The organism is Aquirufa sp. 5-AUSEE-100C1 (genome assembly GCF_054558655.1).
On the sequence record NZ_JBPXKO010000002.1, the window covers coordinates 498,524 to 523,869 of the forward strand.

The 25,346-nt window shown below is 42.8% G+C and carries 26 protein-coding genes; 11 read left to right on the top strand and 15 right to left on the bottom strand.

The genetic code is table 11. The annotated features are described in order from the left end of the window. Positions 1-14: 14 nt before the first annotated feature. From ACMH5P_RS06000 to ACMH5P_RS06020, 5 genes are read left to right on the top strand one after another with little or no spacing between them, the layout of a single operon-like run. Positions 15-1,517 (top strand): lipopolysaccharide biosynthesis protein, encoded by a 1,503-nt coding sequence (locus ACMH5P_RS06000; protein ID WP_459493433.1) that lies wholly within the window; start codon positions 15-17, stop codon positions 1,515-1,517. A 6-nt stretch (positions 1,518-1,523) separates the two neighbouring features. After that, the gene (locus ACMH5P_RS06005; RefSeq protein WP_459493434.1) at positions 1,524-1,853 is read left to right on the top strand and encodes a hypothetical protein; all 330 of its coding nucleotides are present in this window, start codon (positions 1,524-1,526) and stop codon (positions 1,851-1,853) included. After that, entirely contained in the window at positions 1,850-2,140 is a 291-nt protein-coding gene (locus tag ACMH5P_RS06010) for a cell division protein ZapA (protein ID WP_459493435.1), read from the top strand. Before ACMH5P_RS06005 ends, ACMH5P_RS06010 begins: the two co-directional genes overlap by 4 nt. Before the next feature lie 54 nt (positions 2,141-2,194). Then, the gene (rny, locus tag ACMH5P_RS06015) at positions 2,195-3,778 is read left to right on the top strand and encodes a ribonuclease Y (protein WP_459493436.1); all 1,584 of its coding nucleotides are present in this window, start codon (positions 2,195-2,197) and stop codon (positions 3,776-3,778) included. A 39-nt stretch (positions 3,779-3,817) separates the two neighbouring features. Next, positions 3,818-4,303 carry a GNAT family N-acetyltransferase gene (locus tag ACMH5P_RS06020; protein WP_459493437.1) on the top strand — a complete coding sequence of 162 codons (486 nt, stop codon included), beginning with the start codon at positions 3,818-3,820 and terminating at the stop codon, positions 4,301-4,303. Positions 4,304-4,313: 10 nt separating this feature from the next. Here the strand turns inward: ACMH5P_RS06020 and bioB are convergent, their stop codons facing one another. From bioB to ACMH5P_RS06035, 3 genes are all read right to left on the bottom strand, one after another. Then, positions 4,314-5,336 carry a biotin synthase BioB gene (bioB, locus tag ACMH5P_RS06025; protein ID WP_459493438.1) on the bottom strand — a complete coding sequence of 341 codons (1,023 nt, stop codon included), beginning with the start codon at positions 5,334-5,336 and terminating at the stop codon, positions 4,314-4,316. An 11-nt stretch (positions 5,337-5,347) separates the two neighbouring features. Beyond that, entirely contained in the window at positions 5,348-7,123 is a 1,776-nt protein-coding gene (gene sppA / locus ACMH5P_RS06030) for a signal peptide peptidase SppA (protein WP_459493439.1), read from the bottom strand. Positions 7,124-7,201: 78 nt separating this feature from the next. Continuing rightward, complete coding sequence (locus tag ACMH5P_RS06035; RefSeq protein WP_459493440.1) at positions 7,202-7,819, bottom strand: inorganic pyrophosphatase; 618 nt, start codon at positions 7,817-7,819, stop codon at positions 7,202-7,204. Positions 7,820-7,965: 146 nt separating this feature from the next. Here ACMH5P_RS06035 and def point away from each other — a divergent pair, with 146 nt between their 5' ends. Together def and pheT are read left to right on the top strand one after the other, a co-directional pair. Next, positions 7,966-8,538, top strand: coding sequence for a peptide deformylase (gene def / locus ACMH5P_RS06040; protein ID WP_459493441.1), 573 nt, complete (start codon positions 7,966-7,968; stop codon positions 8,536-8,538). A gap of 9 nt (positions 8,539-8,547) precedes the next feature. Further along, positions 8,548-10,983 carry a phenylalanine--tRNA ligase subunit beta gene (gene pheT, locus ACMH5P_RS06045; protein ID WP_459493442.1) on the top strand — a complete coding sequence of 812 codons (2,436 nt, stop codon included), beginning with the start codon at positions 8,548-8,550 and terminating at the stop codon, positions 10,981-10,983. A gap of 20 nt (positions 10,984-11,003) precedes the next feature. Here the strand turns inward: pheT and ffh are convergent, their stop codons facing one another. Continuing rightward, complete coding sequence (gene ffh, locus ACMH5P_RS06050; RefSeq protein ID WP_377976781.1) at positions 11,004-12,338, bottom strand: signal recognition particle protein; 1,335 nt, start codon at positions 12,336-12,338, stop codon at positions 11,004-11,006. Between the two features lie 46 nt (positions 12,339-12,384). Beyond that, positions 12,385-13,218, bottom strand: coding sequence for a formyltetrahydrofolate deformylase (purU, locus tag ACMH5P_RS06055; protein ID WP_459493443.1), 834 nt, complete (start codon positions 13,216-13,218; stop codon positions 12,385-12,387). Between the two features lie 131 nt (positions 13,219-13,349). Between purU and ACMH5P_RS06060 the strand changes: the two genes are divergently transcribed. Then, the gene (locus ACMH5P_RS06060; RefSeq protein WP_459493444.1) at positions 13,350-14,579 is read left to right on the top strand and encodes an isocitrate dehydrogenase (NADP(+)); all 1,230 of its coding nucleotides are present in this window, start codon (positions 13,350-13,352) and stop codon (positions 14,577-14,579) included. Positions 14,580-14,632: 53 nt separating this feature from the next. On the opposite strand, the gene ACMH5P_RS06065 is transcribed toward ACMH5P_RS06060, so the two are convergent. From ACMH5P_RS06065 to ACMH5P_RS06085, 5 genes are all read right to left on the bottom strand, one after another. Next, positions 14,633-16,786, bottom strand: coding sequence for a sialate O-acetylesterase (locus ACMH5P_RS06065; protein WP_459493445.1), 2,154 nt, complete (start codon positions 16,784-16,786; stop codon positions 14,633-14,635). A gap of 87 nt (positions 16,787-16,873) precedes the next feature. Then, positions 16,874-17,317, bottom strand: a complete 444-nt coding sequence (gene rplI, locus ACMH5P_RS06070) for a 50S ribosomal protein L9 (RefSeq protein ID WP_459493446.1) — start codon at positions 17,315-17,317, stop codon at positions 16,874-16,876. A gap of 39 nt (positions 17,318-17,356) precedes the next feature. After that, positions 17,357-17,608 (bottom strand): 30S ribosomal protein S18, encoded by a 252-nt coding sequence (rpsR, locus tag ACMH5P_RS06075; protein WP_377976776.1) that lies wholly within the window; start codon positions 17,606-17,608, stop codon positions 17,357-17,359. A gap of 1 nt (position 17,609) precedes the next feature. Beyond that, positions 17,610-17,972, bottom strand: coding sequence for a 30S ribosomal protein S6 (gene rpsF, locus ACMH5P_RS06080; protein ID WP_377976775.1), 363 nt, complete (start codon positions 17,970-17,972; stop codon positions 17,610-17,612). A gap of 94 nt (positions 17,973-18,066) precedes the next feature. Then, positions 18,067-19,035: a hypothetical protein gene (locus ACMH5P_RS06085; RefSeq protein WP_459493447.1), complete on the bottom strand. Its 969-nt coding sequence runs from the start codon at positions 19,033-19,035 to the stop codon at positions 18,067-18,069. Positions 19,036-19,139: 104 nt separating this feature from the next. Here ACMH5P_RS06085 and ACMH5P_RS06090 point away from each other — a divergent pair, with 104 nt between their 5' ends. Next, positions 19,140-19,817 (top strand): YggS family pyridoxal phosphate-dependent enzyme, encoded by a 678-nt coding sequence (locus ACMH5P_RS06090; protein ID WP_459493448.1) that lies wholly within the window; start codon positions 19,140-19,142, stop codon positions 19,815-19,817. Between the two features lie 46 nt (positions 19,818-19,863). On the opposite strand, the gene greA is transcribed toward ACMH5P_RS06090, so the two are convergent. Beyond that, a complete protein-coding gene (greA, locus tag ACMH5P_RS06095; protein WP_459493449.1) occupies positions 19,864-20,337 on the bottom strand; it encodes a transcription elongation factor GreA in 474 nt (157 codons plus the stop codon). A 205-nt stretch (positions 20,338-20,542) separates the two neighbouring features. Here greA and fmt point away from each other — a divergent pair, with 205 nt between their 5' ends. Continuing rightward, a complete protein-coding gene (gene fmt / locus ACMH5P_RS06100; RefSeq protein ID WP_459493451.1) occupies positions 20,543-21,460 on the top strand; it encodes a methionyl-tRNA formyltransferase in 918 nt (305 codons plus the stop codon). On the opposite strand, the gene ACMH5P_RS06105 is transcribed toward fmt, so the two are convergent. Genes ACMH5P_RS06105 through ACMH5P_RS06120 form a run of 4 tightly spaced genes read right to left on the bottom strand, consistent with a single transcriptional unit; the run spans position 21,450 to position 24,643 of the window. Then, positions 21,450-22,394, bottom strand: coding sequence for a M15 family metallopeptidase (locus ACMH5P_RS06105; protein ID WP_459493452.1), 945 nt, complete (start codon positions 22,392-22,394; stop codon positions 21,450-21,452). The two genes, fmt and ACMH5P_RS06105, sit on opposite strands and share 11 nt — an antisense overlap. Then, on the bottom strand, positions 22,394-22,990 hold the full coding sequence (locus ACMH5P_RS06110) for a LysM peptidoglycan-binding domain-containing protein (RefSeq protein ID WP_459493453.1): 597 nt from the start codon (positions 22,988-22,990) through the stop codon (positions 22,394-22,396). Before ACMH5P_RS06110 ends, ACMH5P_RS06105 begins: the two co-directional genes overlap by 1 nt. Positions 22,991-23,014: 24 nt before the next feature. Next, positions 23,015-23,500 (bottom strand): 5-(carboxyamino)imidazole ribonucleotide mutase, encoded by a 486-nt coding sequence (purE, locus tag ACMH5P_RS06115; RefSeq protein WP_459493454.1) that lies wholly within the window; start codon positions 23,498-23,500, stop codon positions 23,015-23,017. A 9-nt stretch (positions 23,501-23,509) separates the two neighbouring features. Further along, positions 23,510-24,643, bottom strand: coding sequence for a 5-(carboxyamino)imidazole ribonucleotide synthase (locus ACMH5P_RS06120; RefSeq protein ID WP_459493455.1), 1,134 nt, complete (start codon positions 24,641-24,643; stop codon positions 23,510-23,512). Between the two features lie 81 nt (positions 24,644-24,724). On the opposite strand from ACMH5P_RS06120, the gene ACMH5P_RS06125 reads away from it, so the two are divergent. After that, positions 24,725-25,300: a DUF6580 family putative transport protein gene (locus ACMH5P_RS06125; protein ID WP_459493456.1), complete on the top strand. Its 576-nt coding sequence runs from the start codon at positions 24,725-24,727 to the stop codon at positions 25,298-25,300. The last annotated feature ends 46 nt before the right edge of the window (positions 25,301-25,346 follow it).

Sequence of the window (25,346 nt, forward strand, 5' to 3'; positions counted from 1 at the left end):
GCAAATATACAACTATGTCCATTCTGAAAAAATTAGCGGGCGAAACACTTTCCTATGGCTTTAGCACCATCTTAGGAAGATCCCTTAATTTTTTATTGGTATTCGTCCATACTTGGGCATTTCTTCCGGCAGAACTAGGAGTCAATGTGAAGCTTTATGGCTACGTGGCCATCGCAAACATTATTTACACCTATGGCATGGAAACGGCCTATTTCCGATTCGCCAAAGAAGCCCCGGAAAAGTACTACAATATCATCCTGACGGCAATCATTGTCACTTCAGGCTGCTTTACACTGTTTTTATTCTTATTTGCGGATCCGATTATGGTCCAATTGGGCTACCCGGGAAAGGGGATATTCTTAAATTGGTTGGCTCTCATTTTAGCCATTGATGCGATTACAGCAATCCCATTTGCTAGACTACGTTTGGAGAATAAAATCCGAACATTTGTCAAGGCAAAGATCGTTTCAATCCTCTTGAATGTTGGCCTGAACTTGTTTTTCCTCATGCTCTTAAAGCCCTTAGCCGAAGGGGAAATTCAGCTCGATGTGCCGCGCTTTTTCCGGGAATTATACCAACCGGGAATTGGGGCGGGGTATATCTTTTTAGCCAACTTAATCGCGAATGCGAGTTTATTCTATTGGCTTTCAGCTGAATTCAAAGCATATCGATGGCGTTGGGATTGGACGGAATTCAAAGCACTTTGGATATATGCGTATCCAATCATGTTCATGAGCTTGGCGGCTATGTTTAATTTGATGTTTGATCGATTGTTGCTGGAATCTTACTTGCCGGAAGGCTATTATCCAGGAAAGACATCCCAAGATGCGTTAGGCATTTATGGCAATTGTTATAAGCTTTCCGTCTTTATGAGTTTGGCGATTCAGGCATTTAAGTATTCTGCCGAACCCTTCTTTTTAGGTAAGAAAACAGCCGAAAACAGCAAAGAAAACCTGGCTCTTATCACCCATTGGTTTGTGATTGTGTGTACCTTTCTTTGGGTGGGGGTGTCGTGTAATTTATTTTGGATCAAAACCTTATTTCTTCGTCGAGCGGTATATTGGGAAGGCATGGGTATCGTTCCGATTTTATTACTTGCTAATTTGTTCTTAGGAATATACTACACGCAATCGGTTTGGTTTAAACAAACAAATAAGACCTACTTTGGTACCGTAATCACATTAATCGGTTTAGCTGTCACCTTAATCGGCAATATTTTATTTATCCCTAGCTATGGTTACATGGCCTGCGCGTACTCGTTTTTGGCATCAAGCATTGTGATGACAGTGCTTTGTTATTTGGGTGGGCAAAAATATTCCCCAACACCCTATCGCTGGAAAAGTGATTTATTTTATATCTTGTTGGGAGCCATCTTGATTTATGGGGCGAATACCTTAAGCAAAACAGGTGTGATACCCGAATTCCTGGCACAAAATTTAGCCGTGATCGGTTTAATGGCCCTTGTATTAGGCCGTGAATTTTCTTGGAAAACAGGAAAACCTAAATTAATTGAATAGTCCCGCATGAAGCAAGAATTGAAAACGCAATACCTTCAACTCAAACTAAAAATAAGTTTGATGCTTGCGCGTTTGCAAGAAAATGACGGGAAAATCGAGGAGTTAGAGCGGAATCATGCGGCGCTCCAACGAAAATATGATGAGCAAACGATAGAACTACAAACCGCTTTGAGCCAGATAAAAGAATTGGAGAAAAGCTTTAAAAAATCAGATAAAATTGGTAAACTTGTAGTTAATACAGAAGATACAGAGGCAGCAAAAGCTGAACTGAAGAAAAAGTTAGACGAATATATAGTAAGTATAGATCATTGTATTGAGCAATTACGCAAACCATGAGTACTAAACTACCTTGTAACCTCCTTTTGGGCATTCAAAATGTCGCGCTAAAGGTTAGTGAAGAGGAGGAGTCCTGTGTGCGGAAAGCGGCAAATTTGGTTAACCGACTTGTAAAATTTTACGAGAAAGAGACAAATAGTTCAGATCCGAGTAAGATTATGGCCCTGGTGGCATTGGATTTGGCTATGTGTGGATTGAAATTCGAGACGGAGACACGATCATTAAATAACAATGTTCATTCGGAAAACGAGCAATTATTATCGCTCGTAGAAGAATTCAAACTATAATCCCCCTTTTTATTTCAGTCGTTTAGGTCGCCGATGTTCATAAACTAACATATAATGACCATTACGATATCCATTATTTTATCCATCATCGCGGCAGCGGGTGGATTATTTGTGGGAAAAACATTTTCCTCCAAATCAAACAAAAATTACGAAGAAGAAGCACAGCGCAAAGCCGCTGAAATCCTAAAAAATGCAGAATTCGCAGCGGAAAACTTGAAAAAAGACCGCATGCTTGAAGCCAAAGAAAATTTCTTGCGTTTGCGCGGGGAATTCGAGGAAGAGACTCAAGCGAAGAAAGGTATTCTATTGGAGAATGAGCAAAAATTACGCGAGAAAGAGCGTAGTTTAACGCAGCAACAAGAACAACAAAAGCAGGCAGAGCAAGACTTGAACGCTCAAAAGCAGAGCCTTCAATCCAAAGAAGAAAACTATCGCAAGAAGATGGAAGACGTGGAGAAGAAGCGTGAGGAAGCGGAAGCGATGTTGGCCAATCAAATCAATCAATTAGAGAAGATTGCGAATTTATCTGCCGACGAGGCTCGTCAGCAATTGATAGATGCCCTAAAAGCTGAGGCGGAAAGCAAGGCAAGCTCATTGGTAAAACAAGCCATCGAGGAAGCGAAATTGACAGCGACGAAAGAGGCGAAGAAGGTCGTTATCGAGACGATCCAACGGACGGCAGCGGAAAATGCCATCGAAAACTGTGTATCTGTTTTCAATATTGAGTCAGATGACATCAAGGGTAAAATCATTGGTCGGGAAGGACGTAACATCCGCGCACTGGAAGCGGCTACCGGAGTTGAGTTTATCGTAGATGATACCCCAGAAGCTATTATCATTTCCGGTTTCGATCCGGTTCGTCGGGAAATTGCCCGCCTATCTTTGCACCGTTTGGTACAAGATGGCCGTATCCACCCCGCACGTATCGAGGAGGTAGTTAATAAAACCAAAAAGAACATCGACGATGAAATCATTGAGATTGGGGAAAAGACGGTCATCGATTTAGGGATTCACGGTTTACATCCGGAATTGATTAAAATGGTGGGACGTATGCGTTTCCGTTCATCGTACGGACAGAATTTGTTACAGCACTCCCGTGAAGTAGCTAAATTATGTGCAACAATGGCCGCTGAATTAGGACTTAACGCTAAGTTAGCCAAACGTGCAGGTTTACTTCACGATATTGGTAAAGTTTGGCACGAAGAGCCTGAACTACCACACGCATTGTTGGGAATGGAGCTTGCACAAAAATACAAGGAGCATCCAGAAGTATGTAACGCGATTGGAGCTCACCACGATGAATGTGAAATGACATCGATGATTTCTCCGATTATTCAGGTATGTGATGCGATTTCAGGATCACGCCCAGGTGCCCGTCGGGAAATGATGGAGTCTTACATGAAGCGTTTACGCGACTTGGAAGACTTAGCCACATCGTTCCAAGGGGTACAAAAATGTTATGCAATTCAAGCAGGTCGTGAGCTACGTATCTTGGTTGATTCCGAGCACGTAAGCGACGATAAGGCATCGAAGCTATCATTTGATATCTCGCAAAAAATCGAGAAGGAAATGCAATATCCAGGCCAAATCAAAGTAACGGTTATCCGTGAAATGCGGGCCGTGAATTTTGCCAAGTAGTCGGGCCGACTATTTTGAATCAAGTAATAAACTAGTAATTTGCAAACGCTGCTGGAACCATCATCCCAGCAGCGTTTACTTTTTATGGAACTCATCTCACCACATACAGACGCTCATTGGAAGGCTTATTATGCCCTACGCTATACCGTTTTGCGTGAACCATGGAATCAACCCCTAGGTTCCGAGGTACTAGGGGATGAACCATCGGCAATTCATATCATGGCGTTGGAGGGAGACAAGGCAATTGGGGTTGCTCGTATGCACGAATCAGCTCCTCAGCAAGGACAAGTACGCTGTGTGGCGGTGGCAACGGACCAGCAAGGAAAAGGGGTCGGCAAGGTAATCATGCTTGCACTCGAAGGAGAAGCAGCCAAATTGGGGTGGAATGAAATCGTGTTAGAGGCCCGTGAAAATGCCGTTCCTTTTTACCAAAGTTTAGGTTATGAAATTGAACAGGAATCCTATTTGCTGTTCGGGGAGATTCAGCATTACCGCATGAAAAAAGCGCTACCCCTTTCGGAATAGCGCCTCGCTCTTAGTGTTTATGTTCTAGGCCTTGGGCACTTGGGATCTGGTTGAATTCAATCCCGAATTTCTTTTCATCCTTGAAGGCTTCCTTCGGTTTGATATTTAAAATTTGGAACAATTCTTTGTCCGACTTTGCATCTGGGTTCGGTGTTGTTAATAAAACATCTCCCGAGAAAATCGAATTAGCACCCGCCATGAAGCAAAAAGCTTGACCTTCGTAGTTCAACTCGAGTCGGCCTGCAGATAAACGAACGGCCGACTTAGGCATCATGATTCTGGCTGTAGCAATCACACGAACTAAATCCCAAACCGATGCAGTCTTTTGGTTTTCGAAAGGGGTACCTTCCACAGGTACCAAGTTATTCACGGGAACTGAGCCTGGATGCTCTGGCAAATTCGCCAAGGTTAACAACATCCCAATTCGATCTGCCGTACTCTCTCCCATTCCAATAATACCACCCGAACAAACAGATAATTTTGCTTTGCGGACATTTCCCAAAGTCTCTAATCGATCATCGTAGGTGCGTGTCGAAATCACGTCATCATAATATTCCTCGCTCGTGTCGATGTTGTGGTTGTAGGCATAAAGACCTGCGTCCTTCAACTTCTGTGCTTGATCCTCCGACAACATCCCTAGGGTACAACATACTTCCATCCCCAAGGAGTTGACACCCTTTACCATGTCTAAAACACGATCGAAATCTTTGTTGTCACGCACCTCGCGCCAAGCAGCTCCCATACAGAAACGAGAACTTCCATTATCCTTTGCACGAACTGCGGCTTGAATAACTTCCTCGTAAGGCAGCAACTTTTGTACCTTGACATTGGTATGATAACGGGCTGCTTGCGAGCAATACGAGCAATCTTCTGGACAGCCTCCTGTTTTAATCGACAACAAGGTACTGATTTGCACCTCATTCGGGTCATGGAAAGCCCGATGCACCGTTGCCGCTTGATAAACTAAATCCAAAAAAGGTTGGTTGAAAATCTGCTCAACCTCTTCGCGTGTCCAATTATTTCTAATTTCCATATTCGTATTTACTATTCCAATTCCATCAAAAATGGCATCAAAGCCAAAAATCCTTCCCGCTTCTTCATGCGATCCAACTCCCAGATCGACTTTGTCCACGGCATATTTTTCTGAACAAAACGTGACTCCATCGAACTTTCCGAAAAAGCACTCGCAACTAATTCGTCGAAGAACGATTTAGCCTTCGGATACACGGCAACCTTATAACTCAAAGGTGTCAATTTCGCGCGATCCGCCGCAATCTCAATGGCCCGATCTAATCCCCCCAATTCATCCACTAAACCAATTTGCTTGGCTTGCACACCCGTCCAAACTCGACCACCCGCCAAGGATTGCAATTTTTCCAAGGACATTTTACGCCCCTTCGCTGCTTTCGAGGTAAAACTCAAATATCCTTGATTGACCATATTTTGCACAACGTTTTTCTCAAAATCGGTCAATGCGCTCGGCGAAGACATGAAGTTGGAGTGCGCATGCGTATTCACATGGTCTTGCGTAATCCCCAATTTATTCTTGAAGAAATTGTCGAAGTTTAACCATTGCGCAAAAATACCAATGGACCCGGTAATCGTTGTCGGCTGCGCCACAATCACATCCGTACCCATCGCCATGTAATAGCCACCCGATGCCGCATAATCGGACATGGAGGTAATAATGGGCTTCACTTTTTTGGCTAATTCAATCTCGCGCCACATGATATCAGACGCCAAAGAAGAACCTCCTGGCGAGTCGATGCGTAGGACAATGGCCTTCACCGATTTATTATCACGTAACTTTCGTAATTCCTTCACAAAATCATCGGATCCGATACTTCCATCGCCACCCTTCGTTCCCACGATCTCACCTTCAGCTACTAAAACCGCGATTTTAGCATTTCCTTCAACCGCCGGAATAGGGTTTTTGGCATGTAGGTAATCGGCCAACTTGACTAGATTCAATTCCTCGTCCTTCTTTTTCTTCGTCAAGGATTTCAATTTCGCTTCAAGCTCATCGAAATATCCCAACTTCACCATCCCTAAACGCTCGGCATTCTTGGGATCAAAGGCCTGTAAACTATCAGCAATCGTATTTAATCTTCCCGCGGAAATGCCACGGCTTTCGGAGATTTTTTGGAAGATTTCTTTATTGACCGATTGAATAAAGGATAGCGTTTGCATCTTATTCTCCGGACTCATGTCTTCGCGAATGAAGGGTTCGACAGCAGATTTATACTGCCCGACACGGAAAACCAAGGGTTCAATTTCTAACTTATCAAATGCCCTTTTATAGAACATGTATTGTACACTCACTCCATTAAAGTCTAACAAACCAGCCGGATTTAAGTATACGACATCCGCAACTGAAGCGATGTAATAAGCCTTTTCTGAATAGGAATTCGCATAGGCATAAATGAACTTTCCTGACTTTTTGAACTTCGACAAGGCATTCCGAATCTCGGTTAATTTGGCATAACCTGCCATTGGAAAGCTTACATTCAGATAGATACCTTTAATCTTGGAATCCACCCGAGCGCGCTCCAAAGCAGACAAAACCTGTATCAAACCTAAATTATCCGTACTGGAAAAGATAGGATTTGGAAGGTCCGACAAGGGATTTTCATCCGTCGAGGCATTCTCCACAATGGGTCTATTCAGATCCAAATGAAGTATGGATTCCTCCTTGACCTCAAACTCAGCGCTTGAATCACCCATAGCAGCGCCTAAACCCGCAAGCATAAGCAATGCGAAGACAAAGAAAAGGCAGATCCCCACCAGGGTTGCCAACGAATATTTAACAAATTGCCACATAGTAATCTTTTAAGTTAATTCGAATATCGAATCCTTTCATTTAATTAGGCAAGCAAATGTGACCAACGGTCAAAAGGGCTATCCGAAATTTTTCCGATAGTCCTCACGTGACTGACGAATCACCTCATGCGCAATCTCACGACCATATACATCATCAATGTCTACGGCCGGCGAAGTCGTCTCTCCGGGCAACATTTTATAGGTCCAAAAATAGTGACGCAAACGCTGTACTATATCTTTCGGAGCATCCGAAATATCACGCCATTTGCCGTAAATCGGATCATCTTTTAAAACCGCAATAATCTTATCATCCGCCTCTCCCTTATCTATCATACGAATTCCACCAATGGGAATCGCCTGGCATAAAATATCTCCATGGGTAATCGCACGCTCAGAAAGCACTAAAATATCCAAGGGGTCACCATCGCCTTGTGTAATATCCTTGCCGGAATACTTTCGTGCCAACTCCGCGATTCCATCTGAACAATAGGTTTGCGGCAAAAAGCCATACAAGGCAGGGACTATATTCGAGAATTTTTGAGGACGATCAATCTTCAAATATCCCGTTTGCTTATCAATTTCATATTTTACCGTATCCGTTGGTACGATTTCAATAAAAGCAGTTACTTGTTCAGGCATCTGGTCTCCAATCTGAATTCCGTGCCATGGATGAGCTTTAAAAAAGTTACGATTCATATTTTTATAAACTTTAAAAATCAACTTAGGTTGTATAATCTTCGCAAATTACAAAAAAATAAGGAATTGGAGAGAGTCCAAAGCCTTTTAAAAATTCCACATTTTCCCGTTTTTTCGTTAAATTTGCCGTTTGATTTATTAATATCATGATATACCCCATCATTCCTTACGGTGACCCCGTTCTTCGAAAAGTGGCAAAACCCTTGGACTTCAAAAGTCTCGACGTGGTGAAACTTGCAGAAGACATGTTCGAAACGATGTATGCCGCCAGTGGCGTCGGACTAGCCGCACCCCAAATCGGGATGGATATTCGGCTGTTCGTGGTCGATGGCAGACCCATGAATGAAGGTGAAGAAGACGATGATATCGACCCGTCTCTTATTGATTTCAAAAAGGTGTTTGTAAACGCAACGATCTTAGATGAAACAGGGGAAGAATGGGGATTCGAGGAAGGATGCCTTTCCATCCCGGGAATTCGGGGAGAGGTTTTCCGACCAGAATACGTAAAAATTCACTATTGGACAGAGCGTGGGGAAGAACGCACCGATGTATTTGAAGGATTTGCTGCGCGCATTATCCAACATGAATATGATCATATTGAAGGTATCTTATTTACCGACCACCTCAATGTGGTGAAGAAACGAATGATCAAAAATAAATTAAGTGACATTACCCGCGGGAAGGTTTCTGTGGACTATAAAATGAAGTTATCCCGCTAATTCAGCAACATGAAGATTTCAATTAATTGGTTACGTGATTTTATCGATTTGGCTCGTTTGCCCCAACAAGGTATTGCCGAGGAACTCGATGTTTTGTTGACAAACACGGGATTAGAAGTAGAAGCCGTGGAATCTCACGAAAAAATCCCGGGAGGATTACGTGGATTCGTTGTGGGGGAAGTACTTACCTGTGAAAAATTCCAAGTCAAAGAAAAGACCTTAAGCTTAACAACCGTAGATGCCGGTTTAGAAGAAATATTAACCATCGTTTGTGGAGCAGCCAATGTCGCAGCCGGCCAAAAAGTTATCGTAGCAACACCCGGCACCACCTTATATGATGCCAGCGGAAAAGCTTTGTTCACCATCGAAAAACGGAAGGTATACGGCCAACCATCCGAAGGCATGATTTGCGCAGAAGATGAAATCGGTATTGGCACCTCGCATGATGGTATTTTGGTGTTAGACACTCAACTACCTAATGGGACACCGGCAGCACACTATTTCCAGATTGATTCAGATTTAGTTTTAGAAATTGGTTTGACCCCCAACCGTGCAGATGCCGCCTCGCATTGGGGCGTGGCGCGTGACATCAAAGCAGTCAGTGGCATCGAAGTTACGTTACCGGATGTCGCTGCATTTAAGATAGCAAACAACGCATTCCCAATCGATGTACAAATTAAAGACACGGGATGCGCGCGCTTTTGTGGTTTAAGCATCGATGGCGTAAAAGTAGCTCCTTCACCGGCCTGGTTGCAAGAACGCTTGACGGCCATTGGCTTGCGTCCCATCAACAATATTGTCGACGTGACAAATTATATCTGTCATGGGTTGGGCCAACCGATGCATGCCTATGATTGGCATCAAATACGTGGCGGAAAATTAATCGTAGAACAAGCGAAAGCAGATAGCCTATTCGTTACCTTGGATGGAACGGAGCGCAAATTGTCTGGCGAGGAAATTATGATTTGTGATGCGGAAGGACCTATTGGATTAGCTGGTGTGATGGGCGGAGCGGATTCATCCATTCAAGATTCGACAACCAGAATTTATCTCGAAGTTGCTTACTTCAAACCGGAGCGTATTCGTAAAGCGGCACAAATTCACAGCTTAAAAACAGATGCTTCCTTCCGTTTTGAGCGCGGAACCGACATCGAGGCGAAAGCCTTTGCGATACAATATGCGGCATTGTTAATTCAAGAAATTGCGGGGGGTACAATCAGCTCCGAATTGGTCGATATATATCCCGAAAAACCTGTTTTAGCTGAAATTCCGATGACCTATGAGCGCGTAAAGAAACTCATCGGTATCGAAATTGGAGCGGAGCGAATCCAAGAGATCTTAATGGCCTTGGATTTTGAATTAAAGAATAAAACGAACGAAGGATTTTTAGCCATCGCACCGGCCTATCGCGTGGATGTGTCGCGCGAAGCTGATATTATCGAGGAAATCTTACGTATCCATGGATTAGACAATATTCCCTTGTCGGAGAATCTAAGCGCTAAATTCATCTCTGAATTCCCTGCTTTAGACAAAGAAAAGGTACAATTAAGCCTTGGCCAAAGTCTAGCCGCACGTGGATTCCAGGAAATCATCAGCAATTCCTTAACCAAAGGCGAATACCATGGCTTAATCGCTAAAGATTTAAGCTTCGATACAGTCGAAATTCTCAATCGATTATCGGAGGATTTAGGTGTTATGCGCCAACATTTGGTGTTCCACGGCTTGGAAGTTCTTGCACACAACATTAACCGCCGTCAAAAAGATTTGAAGCTTTTTGAATTCGGAAAGACCTATCACAAGAAGGGAGAAAAGTTCATCGAAAAGCGCCACTTGGCACTTTACATGACGGGACTTTCGGAGGGTGAAACCTGGTCACGTGCACCACAAAAGAGTCAGTTGCATCAATTATATGCACAGGTGATTGCGACCATGAAGCAATTGGGTGTATCTCAATTTGATACCAGCGTAATTGAGCAATCCAATGTTTTCGCTTATGGTTTAACGATAACGGTAAACAAAAAGGCTTGTGTTTCTTTGGGCTTGGTTCATCCGAAATTGGCTCAGCAATTCGATGTGAAGCAGGAAGTATTTATGGCAGACTTCGATTGGGATTTCTGGGTGAAACAGGAGAAAGGAAATTTTGTCTATCAAGAGATTTCGAAGTTCCCAGAAGTACGTCGGGACCTTTCATTAGTCATTGACCAAAGTGTTAGCTTGCAAGCCATACAGCGTGTCGCAGAACAAACGGAGAAAAACCTATTGAAAAACGTATCCGTGTTTGATGTGTATGTAGGAAAAAATCTCGGCGAAGGCAAGAAAGCTTATTCGGTATCCTTCATCTTACAAGATGAGACGCAAACACTCACTGATAAAGTTATTGATGCGACGATGGATCGATTGATCACGCGCTTTGAGAAGGAATTGGGAGCCTTGATTCGTAAATAGAATCAAGGCTTTGCCAAATTTTATCGTTTGAACATGTTACCCATGTTCGGCATTTTCATTTTTCCGTCTTGCACTTTGTTCATCATGCGCATCATTTTACGCATGTCCTCGAACTGTTTCAATAAGCCATTAACCTGCTGAATCGAAGTTCCTGAACCTGCCGCAATACGATTCTTGCGAGTCGGGTTTAAGATATCTGGATTTTGACGCTCCTTCAAAGTCATCGATTGGATAATCGCCTCGATGGGTTTAAATGAATCATTCGAAATATCAACATCCTTGACGGCTTGTCCCATGCCCGGAACCATACCCATCAAATCCTTGATATTTCCCATTTTCTTAATTTGCTGCAATTGCGCATAGAAATCTTCAAATGAGAAATTATTCTGACGAATCTTCTTATTTAATCGTGCCGCTTCTTCCTCATCAAAGGCTTGTTGGGCACGCTCCACCAAGGATAGCACGTCTCCCATCCCCAAAATCCGGTTGGCCATACGATCTGGATAGAACAAATCCAGCGCCTCCATCTTCTCTCCCGTCGAGATAAACTTAATCGGCTTATCAACTACCTGGCGAATAGAAAGTGCTGCTCCACCACGTGAATCACCGTCCAATTTCGTTAGAACAACACCGTCAAAATTCAAACGATCATTAAAGGTCTTTGCCGTATTTACCGCATCTTGACCCGTCATGGAATCCACCACGAATAAAATCTCTGTTGGGCGAATGGCCTCTTTGACCGCGGCAATTTCGTTCATCATCGCCTCATCGACCGCTAAACGGCCCGCAGTATCGACGATAACGACTTTCTTGCCCATTTTACGCGCATAGGATAGCGCATTTTGAGCGATAGAAACAGCATCTTTATTTTCGGGTTCAGCATAAACTTCGACGTCTACTTGCTCACCTAATACTTTCAATTGGTCAATCGCTGCCGGGCGATAGATATCGCAGGCAACTAATAGGACGTTGCGTCCCCCTTTTTTAATGTGTTGGGCCAACTTCCCTGAGAAGGTTGTCTTACCTGAACCCTGTAAACCGGCGATTAACACAACGGCAGGGTCTCCTTTTAGGTTGATATCTTGTTTAGTTCCACCCATTAATTGGGTTAATTCCTCCTGAACAATCTTCACGAGGAGTTGGCCTGGCTCAACGGCGATCAAGATTTTTTGGCCCATGGCCTGATCTTTGATGCGATCGGTGATTTCCTTGGCAACCTTATAGTTTACGTCGGCATCCATCAAAGCCCGTCGAATTTCTTTGACGGTGGCGGCAACGTTCACATCGGTGATGCGTCCGTTTCCTTTGAGGGTACGCATCGCGGTACTTAACTTGGAACTTAGATTTTCAAACATAGTGCTATAAAAAAGGAATGCAATTTACGCATTTTGGCGCAAATTCTTATTCAAAAATGATGGTCTTATTCTGATGCAAAAATACACGATCCTCAAAGACCATTTTCAGCGCATTGGCCAATACAATTTTCTCCACATCCTTCCCCGCTTTGGCCATCTCTTTGGCCGAGAAGGTATGATTAACTGCAACAACGTCTTGGCAAATGATGGGACCTTCATCCAAATCATCCGTCACAAAATGGGCGGTAGCCCCAATGATTTTTACGCCACGGTCAAAGGCTTGTTGGTAAGGCTTCGCCCCAATGAAAGCCGGCAAAAATGAATGGTGAATATTAATCATTTTACCCAAGTACTTCGCAGAAAAATCAGGAGTTAATATCCGCATGTACTTCGCCAAAACAATATAATCAGGCTGATAGGCATCGATTTGTTGTTGAATTAAATCTTCATGCGCTTCGCGCGTCACCCCTTCCGCACTGATCAGATGAAATGGGATTTGAAATTGCCTACAGAGTCCTTCCAGGGTCGCATGATTCCCAATAACCGCTTCAATTTGAAAAGGAAGATCTTGAAATTGAGAGCGGATGAGCAAATCACCTAGGCAATGATGTTCTTTGGTAACGAGTAAAACGACACGTTTGACAGCAGGTGGAATGATATCGACCGTCGCATCCGTGGGTAGAACGGCTTTCAATTCGGCATTTAATTGCTCGATATCACAATTCCCCACGTAGGAGACCCGCATAAAAAACTGATTAAATGCCTCGTCTACGAATTCATTCGTACGTGTGACATTCAATAATTTTTCAAATAAAATGCCTGTGATTTTATGCACAAGTCCTTTTTCATCCTGACAGGCAATCTTAATTACGGTTTCCATAAAAAATATTCGGTAAATCCTTCAAATTTACCTCAAAATCATGAATAAAAAAGAATTCCTTATTTACCTTTGCAAGATTAATCAAGCCTAAGCTTGGTTGATTTGAAAGCTTATAAACAATCTGTATCAAAATGGAAAAAATTAAAGTGGCCAATCCGGTCGTTGAGCTTGATGGAGACGAAATGACTCGCATCATTTGGAAATTTATCAAAGATAAGTTGATCTTACCTTACGTGGATGTAGATATCAAATACTACGACTTAGGTGTAGAATATCGCGATGAGACCAATGACCAAGTGACGATCGAGGCTGCAGAAGCAATCAAAAAATACGGTGTGGGTATCAAGTGTGCAACCATCACACCGGATGAGGCACGTGTAAAAGAGTTCGATTTGAAGCAAATGTGGAAATCACCCAACGGAACGATTCGTAACATCTTGGATGGTACGGTATTCCGTGAGCCAATCGTTTGTGCAAATGTTCCACGTTTAGTACCTAACTGGACAGCTCCCATCATGATTGGTCGTCACGCATTCGGTGATCAATACAGAGCAACAGATTTCGTTACAAAAGGAAAAGGAAAATTAACGGTTACGTTCCAACCAGAAGATGGTGGCGAAGCACAAACGTTTGAGGTATATAACTTCAAAGGGGATGGTGTTGCGATGACCATGTACAACACGGATGAGTCGATCAAAGGATTCGCTCACTCATGCTTTAACATGGCTTTGAGCAAAGGATGGCCATTATACTTATCTACAAAGAATACGATCTTGAAAAAATACGATGGTCGTTTCAAAGATATCTTTGAGGAAATCTACCAAAATGATTACAAGGCTAAGTTTGATGCGGCGGGTATCGTTTACGAGCACCGTTTAATTGATGACATGGTTGCGTCTGCCTTGAAGTGGAATGGTAATTTCGTTTGGGCATGTAAAAACTATGACGGAGACGTTCAATCAGATACGGTTGCACAAGGTTTCGGTTCATTAGGTTTGATGACATCTGTGTTAATCACACCCGATGGAAAAGTAATGGAAGCTGAAGCGGCACACGGAACAGTGACTCGTCACTACCGTGATCACCAAGCAGGAAAGCCTACCTCTACGAATCCAATTGCATCGATCTTCGCATGGACACGAGGTTTGGAATTCCGTGGTAAGTTAGATAACAACGCAGCTTTGGTTAACTTCTGCCAAACGCTTGAGAAGGTTTGTGTTCAAACGGTTGAGTCAGGTAAAATGACTAAAGACCTTGCCGTATGTATTCACGGAAACAAAGTGAATCATGGCGAGCACTACTTATACACAGAGGAGTTCTTGGAAGCTTTGGATACTAACCTTAAGGCTGCCTTGGCATAAGCTGTTAAGGAATTAAATTAAAAAGCCATCTGTTTTTCAACGGATGGCTTTTTTTATTGACCAATCACAATGGTCTTTTGAAGAATTTCATTCGACTGTGATCGAATGACCAATTTATAGACACCAGCGGCATATCCATCTGTCTTTAGTCCAAATGCGCCATCCTGATTGATCGTTCCATCGAGAATCATTCGACCGTCTATTGAGTATAATTCAAATTTAGCTCCAGCCAAATTTGCCTTCGATTGAATTACCACGGAAGTTGTCGCAGGGTTCGGATAAACCGTCACACCACCATCATTCGGCAGCGCATAGGTTAACTCAACAGCATTTGATACACACTTGGGCCCATCAATGTATTGCTTAGAGGCAAATACTTTATAGACGCCAGACTGATTGACCCGTAAATTCACTCCTTTATCAGGTAAAATAGGCCCATTGTTAACCGACCAGTTAAATTCAATATCCGTTAATTTCACACCCCCATTTAAGAAATAAGGGCTTATTTGACTAACCGTAGGGCTGTTTGGATTTGAATACATACGTGTTGTAACACTCGAGGAGAAACTAGAGATGCAATTCAACTCATCCTTAGCTTGTACCCGATAGATTCCAGAATTAGAAACGGTAATCGCGGATGTGCTTTCTCCAGAAGTCCAAATGAAATTCTTTTCCCCCGACTTTGCCTCTAATGTGACTTGTTGGCCTTGGCAAAACTGCAAAGAACCCAAAGCTGTAATCGTTGGGGGACTTGGCTTAGCAATTTGACTCAGACTAAAATAAGGAGTCAATTGCTTTTGGCCTAACGAGTCGGAAATTGCTAGTTGGTATTTCCCAGCTGATAGGCTTTGACTCTTGCTAGCAGATGCAATGACTGTACCATTCGCATCAACCCAGTCCACATTTCTACCCGGCAAAGCAATTAGTTGAGCTACGCCAATTTTTGACGTATCCGTCAAACAAGCGGCTGAAATAACGGGTAGGTTGTCGGCCAAAAGTGGCTTCGCATCCTTCGTGTCAACTAAGATTTTGATTTTACTTAACCACCGCTGAGCGAGTTCTCCATAAGCCTCTTTGGTAAAATGCACACAAAGCGAAATATCATCGCTTTTTCGCGGAATTTCAACGTCATCGGTACTTGGGCCGGCGAAAACAGATGGCAAGTCGTCCAACTTTAGAATGTCTCTTTGCGCCTGTATGATGTCGGCGTTTATTTTGCCAGGCGTACATCCTGTGCTTTTCAATGCGGCGAAATAGGACGCTTCAGATACTAGCCATGGAATGTTATAACCGGCATCCCGGCGGGAGTATTGAATAAGTTTTTTCAAGTAATTTTGGTATTCAAGCTTGGGCATATCGAAATTACTATCCGTTTCGCCTTGATGCCAAAGAACTGCCCGGAAGCCCATATTTTTTCCGAATACTTGCAGAGAACGCTTTAGATTTTCATATGGGAATCCTTTGGGATACGAAAATATAGATGCCCATGGATTAGTCGAAGCTAAGCCCTCTGCCGATTCCACCCAATTACGAATAGAGGTAGCCGTCCACCCGGTATTAATAAAGCACACGGGCACTTGATAGGTTTTGACTAAACTATCCCCCAAGGCAGCCCAATAATAGGGCGATAAACCAATGGGACCAATGGTTGAGAGGCTATCCATCTGAACAAACTGATCCATCGGAAAATCCAAATTTTGCTCGCCTAAATAGCGATAATTACCCCCTTGATTAGACTCCAAGTCTTTGGAATAGAAATTAGCCGCAATAACGCGGTCATCCGTAGCTCCTTTTTCATTTGTCTGACGAATGGTACCTTGCGAATTCGACTGACCGGCAATTAGGTAGTTTTCGCCTATCCCTACGCGGGATACTTGTGCTGAATCAAGCAAGGTCTGTCCTTTAAAAACACGGATCTTTAAGGTATACCAGCCTCCTTTAGCTTGAATCTTGCCATTAAATAATCCTCCCGCAGGACGAGGGCTGATATCTTGCCAAGCAGTGGATTCCCCCTGACCTGCTTTCACAACCTCTAATTTGGCTTGTACACGATTTGCCTCGACTGAGCAATTCCCTAAGATAGAAATCGTGGCTTCGTTAGACTGATTCCGTTGGAAAACTTGGCGTTCATAGGGAAAAAGAACTTTGGTTTGAGCTGTCGCCCAATGCGTTAAAAGGAACAAAACACCCAAAGCCCAAAATTTCATGTCGCAAAGTTTATTAGAAAACGAAAATACAAAAAAAGTCGTATTGGTTCACCAATACGACTTCAATACTTATTAAGCGTAATCTAATTACTCTCCTACTACAGAGAAAGCAATTTTGTGCTTTACATCTTTGTGCAAATCCAAAGTCGCTGTGTAATCGCCAGTTGTCTTAACTTCTGAATCAAATGAAATTTTCTTACGATCTACATCGAATCCTTTTTCCTTTAACATCTCAGAAACCTGCAAGCTCGTTACACGACCAAAGATTTTACCACTATCTCCTGCTTTTGCAGCGATAGTCAAACTCATTTCGCCGATGGCAGCAGCTAAATCAAACGCATCTTGACGGATCTTCTCCACTTTGTGCGCTGCTTGCTTAATGTTCTCAGCTAATACTTTACGATTGGATGGAGTTGCCATCACAGCAAACCCTTGTGGAATTAAGTAATTACGACCGTATCCAGCTTTCACCGCTACCACATCGTTCTTATATCCTAATCCAGCAATATCCGTTTTTAATATAATTTCCATCTTATTTTACAATCAAATGTTTATCAGGTTATCCCCAGTTTATTTTAAACCATCCGCCACATATGGCATCAAGGCTAAATGACGTGAGCGTTTGATCGCTTGAGCCACTCTACGTTGGAATTTCAATGAAGTTCCTGTAATACGACGAGGTAAGATTTTACCTTGCTCATTTACCAACTTCAATAAATAGTCTGGGTTTTTGTAATCAATGTACTGAATGCCCGCTTTCTTAAAACGGCAATATTTCTTGCGATTACTATTTTTATCTACTGGTTCGTTAACTAGTGTCATATTATGCTTCTGTTTTTTCTGGTTTTCTACCTACTAAACCTTTTCTCTTTTTCTCATTGTACAATACCGCGTGCTTATCAAGCGCAGTAGTTAAGAAACGAATAACACGCTCATCACGCTTGTACTCAAGCTCTAATTTCGCGATTAGTTGAGGATCCGCTGCAAATTCAAAGATTTGATAGAATCCTGTGTGCTTGTTTTGGATTGGGTAAGCCAACTTACGTAAGCCCCAAGCATCGTCATGTACGATTTGAGCACCATTATCTACCAATAATTTTTTGAATTTTTCAACGGCGTCCTTTGTCTGTTGCTCAGACAAAACGGGAGTTAAAATGAACACCGTCTCGTAGTTTTTTAATTGCATACAAAATTGTTGTTTAAAAACTTAAAAAAAATTTGGATTGCAAAAGTAGGAATAATACTTAACAATCAAAAACTTAGCTTGAAATAAATTGAAATTATCGGACTTCAAAGGTGCCCAAGCCGATCAGAAATCCTTCCGAATAAAGCTCGATCTCATGCTTACCCTCGCGATATGGGGTCGAACGGGCGTAAATAAATTCCACCGTTTGGTGATTGTTCTCGTAAAAAATACGTTGCTTGGCCGTATAGACCAGCTCCTTCCCTTTAAATAATACCGTTCCCGAGCCCAAGGCATAATCTGACAACGTATTACCCGTCGGCTCAATAATCCGTAAATAAATCGTCTTTATCTCGCGCGTAGCCAAGGGATTATTCTGCAAATGGAAAATGACACGAATCTTATCAATTCGCTTTGCCTTTTGATTTTGCATCCCTGTCTCCTTACCCCGAGAAGATATGGCATAAACATTTACGCCTTCTGCGCGAAGCGCTGCTGCCACCGAAACCTTTTCGGCCAACTCTTGATTACGCACCTCGAGAATACGAGAACGCTCATTTAATTCCTTTTTCTCCAAACCGAAGGTCGTGCTGGAATCACGCAAAGCCTTCTGCACATTCGAAAGGCCATCTTGCAATATTTTCGCTTCGCGGCTTAGGGAATCATTTCGTGCGATCAATACCACATTTTCCCGACGTAATTTTTTGATTTCTTGATCTTTGATACCCAATAAACGCAAGTAATAGGCCAACTTCTTTTGAAGTTCCGCCTGCCCCATTTCCGGATGTTCTGCTAATTCCTTCTGATCTCCCTCGATTTGCAAGCGCGCTTTTTCCAATTCATTGACACGTCCCCCCAATCGTTTAATCTGGATCATGCGAACTTGTAATTGCTTGGAAATAGAATCCAAACGCTCTTTCGCATCCTCGACAAAGGTTTCTTGTTCCGTACCGAGATTCCAAAAACCCGGTTGATATTTTTCGATAAAAAATAACCCACCCAAAAGAACCACCAAAAAGGTCAACAGATAGACCAGGCGCTCCAATCGTTTTTCTCGGGAATTCATCGAATCTGATTGCATTGTTATAACGAATTGAGGCCGCTCTTCATAGCGTACCGTAGAATCAAAAATAATAAATTAATTTTACATCACAATTTTTTTAAGACCCGATGTCCATAGCTACCGAAATCAATAAAATACAAAACGAGTTGGCGCCCTATTCAAGCAAACTCATTGTGGTGACAAAAACGCGCAGCATCGATGAACTCAAATCCGTTCATGCGGCAGGAATCCTTGATTTTGGGGAAAACCGGGTTCAAGAAATGGTCGACAAACAAGACCAATTTTCCTCTGAAATCCGCTGGCATCAAATTGGGCATTTACAAACGAACAAGGTAAAATACATCGCTCCTTTCATCCACCTCATTCATTCAGTAGACTCCATGAATCTCCTGAAGGAAATCAACAAACAGGCTGAAAAAAATAATCGGACGATTCCTTGCCTCCTGCAAATGTATATTGCTCAAGAAGAAAGCAAATTTGGATTGGACGAAAAAGAGGCAGCCGCATTATTAAATGACCCGATTTTATCCACGTTAACTAACATCGAAATCATTGGGCTGATGGGAATGGCTACATTCACTGAAAATCAAGCACAAATCAAACAGGAATTTGAAAACCTAAAAAGATTATTTGATTCATTTAAAAGTCAAGAACTGGGAACAGAAAGCGGACGAGTTAAATGGCAAGAAATCTCCATGGGCATGTCGGGCGATTATCTACTTGCCGCACAATCTGGCTCTACCATGGTACGTGTAGGTTCCGCAATATTTGGACCGAGAGCATAAAAAAAGCCTCACGAAGAGGCTTTTAAATTAGTTCAACGGGTAGATATTAGCGTGAAAGCGACATAATCTCAAATTCCATGTGACCCGCAGGCGCTTGAATCTGCGCTAACTCCCCCACTTTTTTGCCTAATAGGCCTTTGCCAAACGGCGAGGACACCGAAATCTTACCGGCACGTAAATCAGCTTCTTCCTCCGATACGATGGTATATTTTACGGTTGCATTATTCTTCGTATTGCGAATCTCCACAATGGAATAGATCGAAACCTTGGTCAAATCAATGGTTGATTCGTCCAAAACGCGCGCATTTGAAACGATTTCTTCTAATTTAGAAATCTTCAATTCCAATAAGCCCTGCGCATCCTTAGCTGCATCATATTCTGCATTCTCACTCAAATCGCCCTTGTCACGTGCCTCTGCAATTTGCTTGGCCATGTCAGAACGTCCTTGAATCTTCAAGTGGTGTAATTCTGCCTTCAATTTGTCTAAGGCCTCTGCAGTATAATATTGAAACTTTGCCATAATTAACAACGATATATGTTTGTGTTAAAAAACAAAATAGAACGGCCTCCGACCGTTCTACCTAAATTATTTGTAGTTTTGTTTCGGATTCGGAACTAAAATAAATGTTGCTTTGCTAACACAAAATCAGTTTTGATAAGCCACAAAGGTAAACAAAAAATGTTTTACAACAATCAAAAAACATTTTCCCCTAGCCCCCTCTACTATGCGTATTGTTTTTTTTGGCACCCCTGATTTTGCCGTTGCTAGCCTAGACGCGCTCATTGAAGCTCAATTTAATGTAGTCGCCGTGGTTACAGCTCCAGACAAACCAGCTGGGCGAGGCCAACAGCTTCAATCCTCTGCTGTCAAACAATATGCCGAAACGAAAGGCTTGCCTGTACTGCAACCTCTAAAATTGAAAGACCCAAGTTTTGTTGAGGAACTCAAATTATATAAACCCGACCTGCAAGTAATCGTAGCCTTTCGCATGTTACCCGAAATCATTTGGAACCTGCCTCCTCTGGGTACATTTAATTTGCATGGCTCTTTGCTTCCCAATTACCGTGGCGCCGCCCCGATCCATTGGGCAGTAATCAATGGAGAGACCGAAACGGGCGTCACGACCTTCTTTTTGCAACACGAAATCGATACTGGGGATTTGCTATTTCAAGAAACCGAACCCATCGCTCCGAATGATACAACGGGGGATGTTTATGAACGATTGATGAAGCGTGGCGCAAAACTCGTGGTAAAAACAGCACAGGCCATACAATCCGGTAACACGAAACCTGTACCTCAAGACGAGAGCAAGGCATTAAAGTCGGCACCCAAATTAACCAGGGCTACCGGGGAAGTTCATTGGTCCAAAACCGGGGCGGAGATACACAATTTAGTTCGCGGAATGTATCCATTTCCGGGATCTCACACCACATTTCAAGGCAAAAATTGCAAGTTAATTCAGATTGAATTCCATCCGGAAATTTTACCTGATTTGGGTATTGGAATTTGGGATACTGATCAAAAAACCTACCTACGCGTAGGTTGCCAAGATGGTTATATTCAAATCCTTGAATGGCAAATGGAGGGGAAAAAACGAATGAAAATTGACGAGTTTCTGCGCGGATACAACTTTAATTTTTAGCTCGGTAGGCCCACCTTCCCAAGGAATAGTAATACCCGTTTGAATCCTTTGGCTGTATAAATACCCAATTTTGTTGCGTGTTTACCATGACCTTAGCCTGTTCGCCGGAAGGATATTCACCTGCTGGAATTATAGCATTTTGACAAGCACATACCTTTCCTAGACGCTGACGATTCATTGAGATCAGCAATGCCTCCGTATCTTTAACGAGATCGATACGACCCAATGACTTCTTCTTTAGGTATGCCTGCTGATAGACATTCCGGTAGCGTTCAAATTCAAAGGAAACAAAAGGGTATTTCTCAATGAATGTTGCGCTATTCGCAAAGCGTTGCACATGGCCTGGATCCGGGAATCCCACGAAATCACCCCCCCAAAAAAGCCCTATACTTTTTGCCTCTTGACCTAAACGAAGATAACGGGGCGATCGCTTCAAGTATCTCCTCCGAAAATATAGGCCTACATCTGCCGCCAATTGAAAATTATGGAATGACAATTGAACCTGCGATCGCCCCGAGCTATTTAATTGCCGTTGGCGCTTTAAATCCCTAGCCGTTTGCAAATAACGCATCGTCCATCCCAATTTATTCATCCGGATTTGTAAGCTATCTTGAAGTAACTTAAATGCTTGAATCTCATCCGCGAGAACCGGATACCAAATAGAGTCTAATGCAGGATATTCCTGACTCAAACTAGCCGAGTAACGCAAACTTAAGCTGTCGGTATAGGATATTGATTTCCCATCAATAATGAAACGAAGTAAACCTTGCGGACTCCGTGCTTGAAGCGTATCGCGTTGTCGGAACATCCACAGTAAATCCTGCCCATCAACGCTACGAACCAATTGCTTTTGACAAACAATCTGCAACGAATCAACTTGCCCAACTAATGAACTGCTGAACAAAAGAAGAGCCATCAGGAGGGCAAAACGCATTATTTTAAGGGAATAACTAATTCCTCCCCGCGCATGGTTACGTCCTCTTTTTTATGATTTGCTTCCATTAAGGCCTTCTTGGAAACATGGTATTTCTCCGCCACAACGCGCAATACATCACCTTTGCCTACAAGATGAACTGCCTGAATTTTAACTTTTACTTTTGAGCCCGCTTTAACTCCACTCGGATTCATCGCCTTCAACTGTTCCACCGTGATCCCAAAACTTTTGGCAATCGATTCTGCTGTTTCACCAGACTCGGCCTGGTAGCTGAAGGACTTACCAGCTGGCTCCTCTACCGACTCTTCAGGCACTTTTTCCGCTTCAGCTTCTTTCCTTTGCTGCTCCAAATCAATAGCTGCCTGATCTGGGCTGACTGTGGTCGTGTCCGTATCCGTCGAATCACTAATAACCATCGTAGAGGCAATGTTTTCAACAGGCAATTCTTCCTTCATTTCGATGGTCTGCGCTTTTGTCAAACTGCTCGTTTCGGGACCTAAAAAGTGTTCATATCCAACGAATAAAAGGGCTACTACCGTAGCCAACAAAACAAGTAGCGTAATTAAGGGCAGGTTAGCTGAGTTATTCTCTTTCATAGGTAAGAAAGGTGAAGCGTAGTTTTATTTTAAATCCTTTGTTTTCGTGCTCATTTCGGCAACTTTATCAATCAATTCTACTTTGTATTGATCCAGCTTTGCTGATAAGGCAACATCGTGTATCGCAATCATCTGAACAGCTAAAATACCCGCATTTTTGGATGCATTTAAAGCAACGGTTGCCACAGGGACGCCGTTTGGCATTTGTAAAATGGAAAGTACGGAATCCCAACCATCGATGGAATTAGACGACTTAACCGGAACACCAATAACCGGCAAAATGGTGGCAGAAGCGACCATGCCCGGCAAATGGGCAGCACCGCCCGCACCGGCGATAATCACTTGAACTCCGCGTGACTTTGCCGTTTGGGCATATTCGAGCATTTTTACTGGCGTGCGATGCGCTGAAACGATATCCACTTCATAAGGAATACCAAAATCCTTACAAACTTGAATTGCATCCTGCATAACGGGCAGATCAGAGCTGCTTCCCATAATGATTCCTACCATACTATTTGTTTAGCTAATCACACGGATTAGGTTTTTTACGTGTTCCGACTTTTCAATAATCTCCTCCTTGTTCGCCCCTAAAATAGTCACATGACCCATTTTGCGAAAAGGTTTCGTCATCTTTTTTCCATATAGAAATGGATATACCCCTGGAATGGCTAAAGCCTCATCCAAACCCTCATACTTGGCTACCCCACTAAATCCATCCTCCCCAAGTAAATTCAACATCCCCGATACTCCCTTCGCTTGGGTACTTCCCAGCGGCAAACCACTAATCGCACGCAAATGCTGTTCATATTGCGAAGTCTCATTTCCTCGTATCGTCTGATGACCTGAATTATGTGGACGAGGAGCTACCTCATTAATCAAAATTTCTCCCTCCTTCGTCAAAAACATCTCAACGGCTAGAACACCCACAAGACCCATTTTTTCGATCAATTCCAAGGCGATATTTTTCGCCTTCTGAGCAACCTCCGTTGAAATAGTTGCAGGCGAAAATAGAAAATCGACTAAATTATGTTCCGGATGGAAAACCATCTCTACGGCAGGAAAAGCTTTTGTTTCACCTTGTGGATTTCTCGCAACAATGACCGCCAATTCTTTTTCGAAATCAACCGCCTTTTCCAATAGACCCGGTGCATTAAACGCCTTCGATTGATCCGCTAAACTCGAAATTCTTTGTACACCTTTCCCATCATATCCTCCCTTCCCGAGCTTGTGAAAAGCGGGCAAAAAATCAGCATGCAAAGAAATATCCGCCTGACTTTCCGTTAACACAAACGGCGCTGTGGGAAATCCATGATCCGCAAAAAATTGCTTTTGCAAACGCTTATCTTGAATCATGCGCAAAAGATGCGGCTGAGGGAAGACTTGCTTTCCTTCGTTTTCCAAAGCCTCCAAAGCTTCAATATTCACATGCTCAATCTCAATACTTATTACCTCAAAATGCTTGCCAAACTGATAAACTGACTCATAATCCTGAAATGAACCATGCTTGAAAAAATGCGCTAACTCGTGACAAGGCGCCTCGGCATCTGGATCGAGGCAAGATACCTTAATGTCCAAATCAATGGCTGCTTGTAACAACATGCGGCCCAACTGACCACCTCCCAAAAGCCCAATAGACGGTAAAGCTTTATACATAAATTCAAATAGAATAGATAAAATTACGGCTTTTGTTTTACCTTTGGAAATTATTTAGCTTCCCAAACAAAGAAATATCAAATGACAAAGCGCACCATGCTTCTGATTGGATTTTTAATCCTAGCAGTCGCCAGCCGATTTTTAGTTTTAGTGAATCCTTCTTGGGCTAATTTCTCTCCTGTAGGTTCAGTGGCATTATTTGCCGGAGCTTATGCTCTAAATAAACGTCAAGCGATTATTTGGGCCTTATTACCTATCTGGATTTCCAATTTAATGCTAAACAACTTTGTTTATCCACAATATTTTGAAGGTTTTTCTTGGGGACTCGATTTTGTTCACCTAAGCCTGTTTGCCGGGATCGCAATCTTAGGTACACGCATCTCAAACTTGACTTCGTTCGTAGGATCAAACCTAGCGGCTGTTCTTGGATTTTTTATCCTTTCCAATTTAGCTGTTTGGGCAGGAGATGCAATCGGATATGGTTTTAAAGCTGGAAACGCTGTCGTTTATTCCAAGGATTTGGCTGGACTGATGAGCTGTTATGCCGCTGCCTTACCCTTTTTAAAGAACGCAATTGTCAGCCAGTTCTTCTTCTCAACCGCTCTTTTTGGCGGTTTCGAATTGTTCAAACGAAAGGTTTTAGCTCCACAGCATTAGAAGAAAAAGAAATTATAAAAAAGCCCAAATTCACATTCGGGCTTTT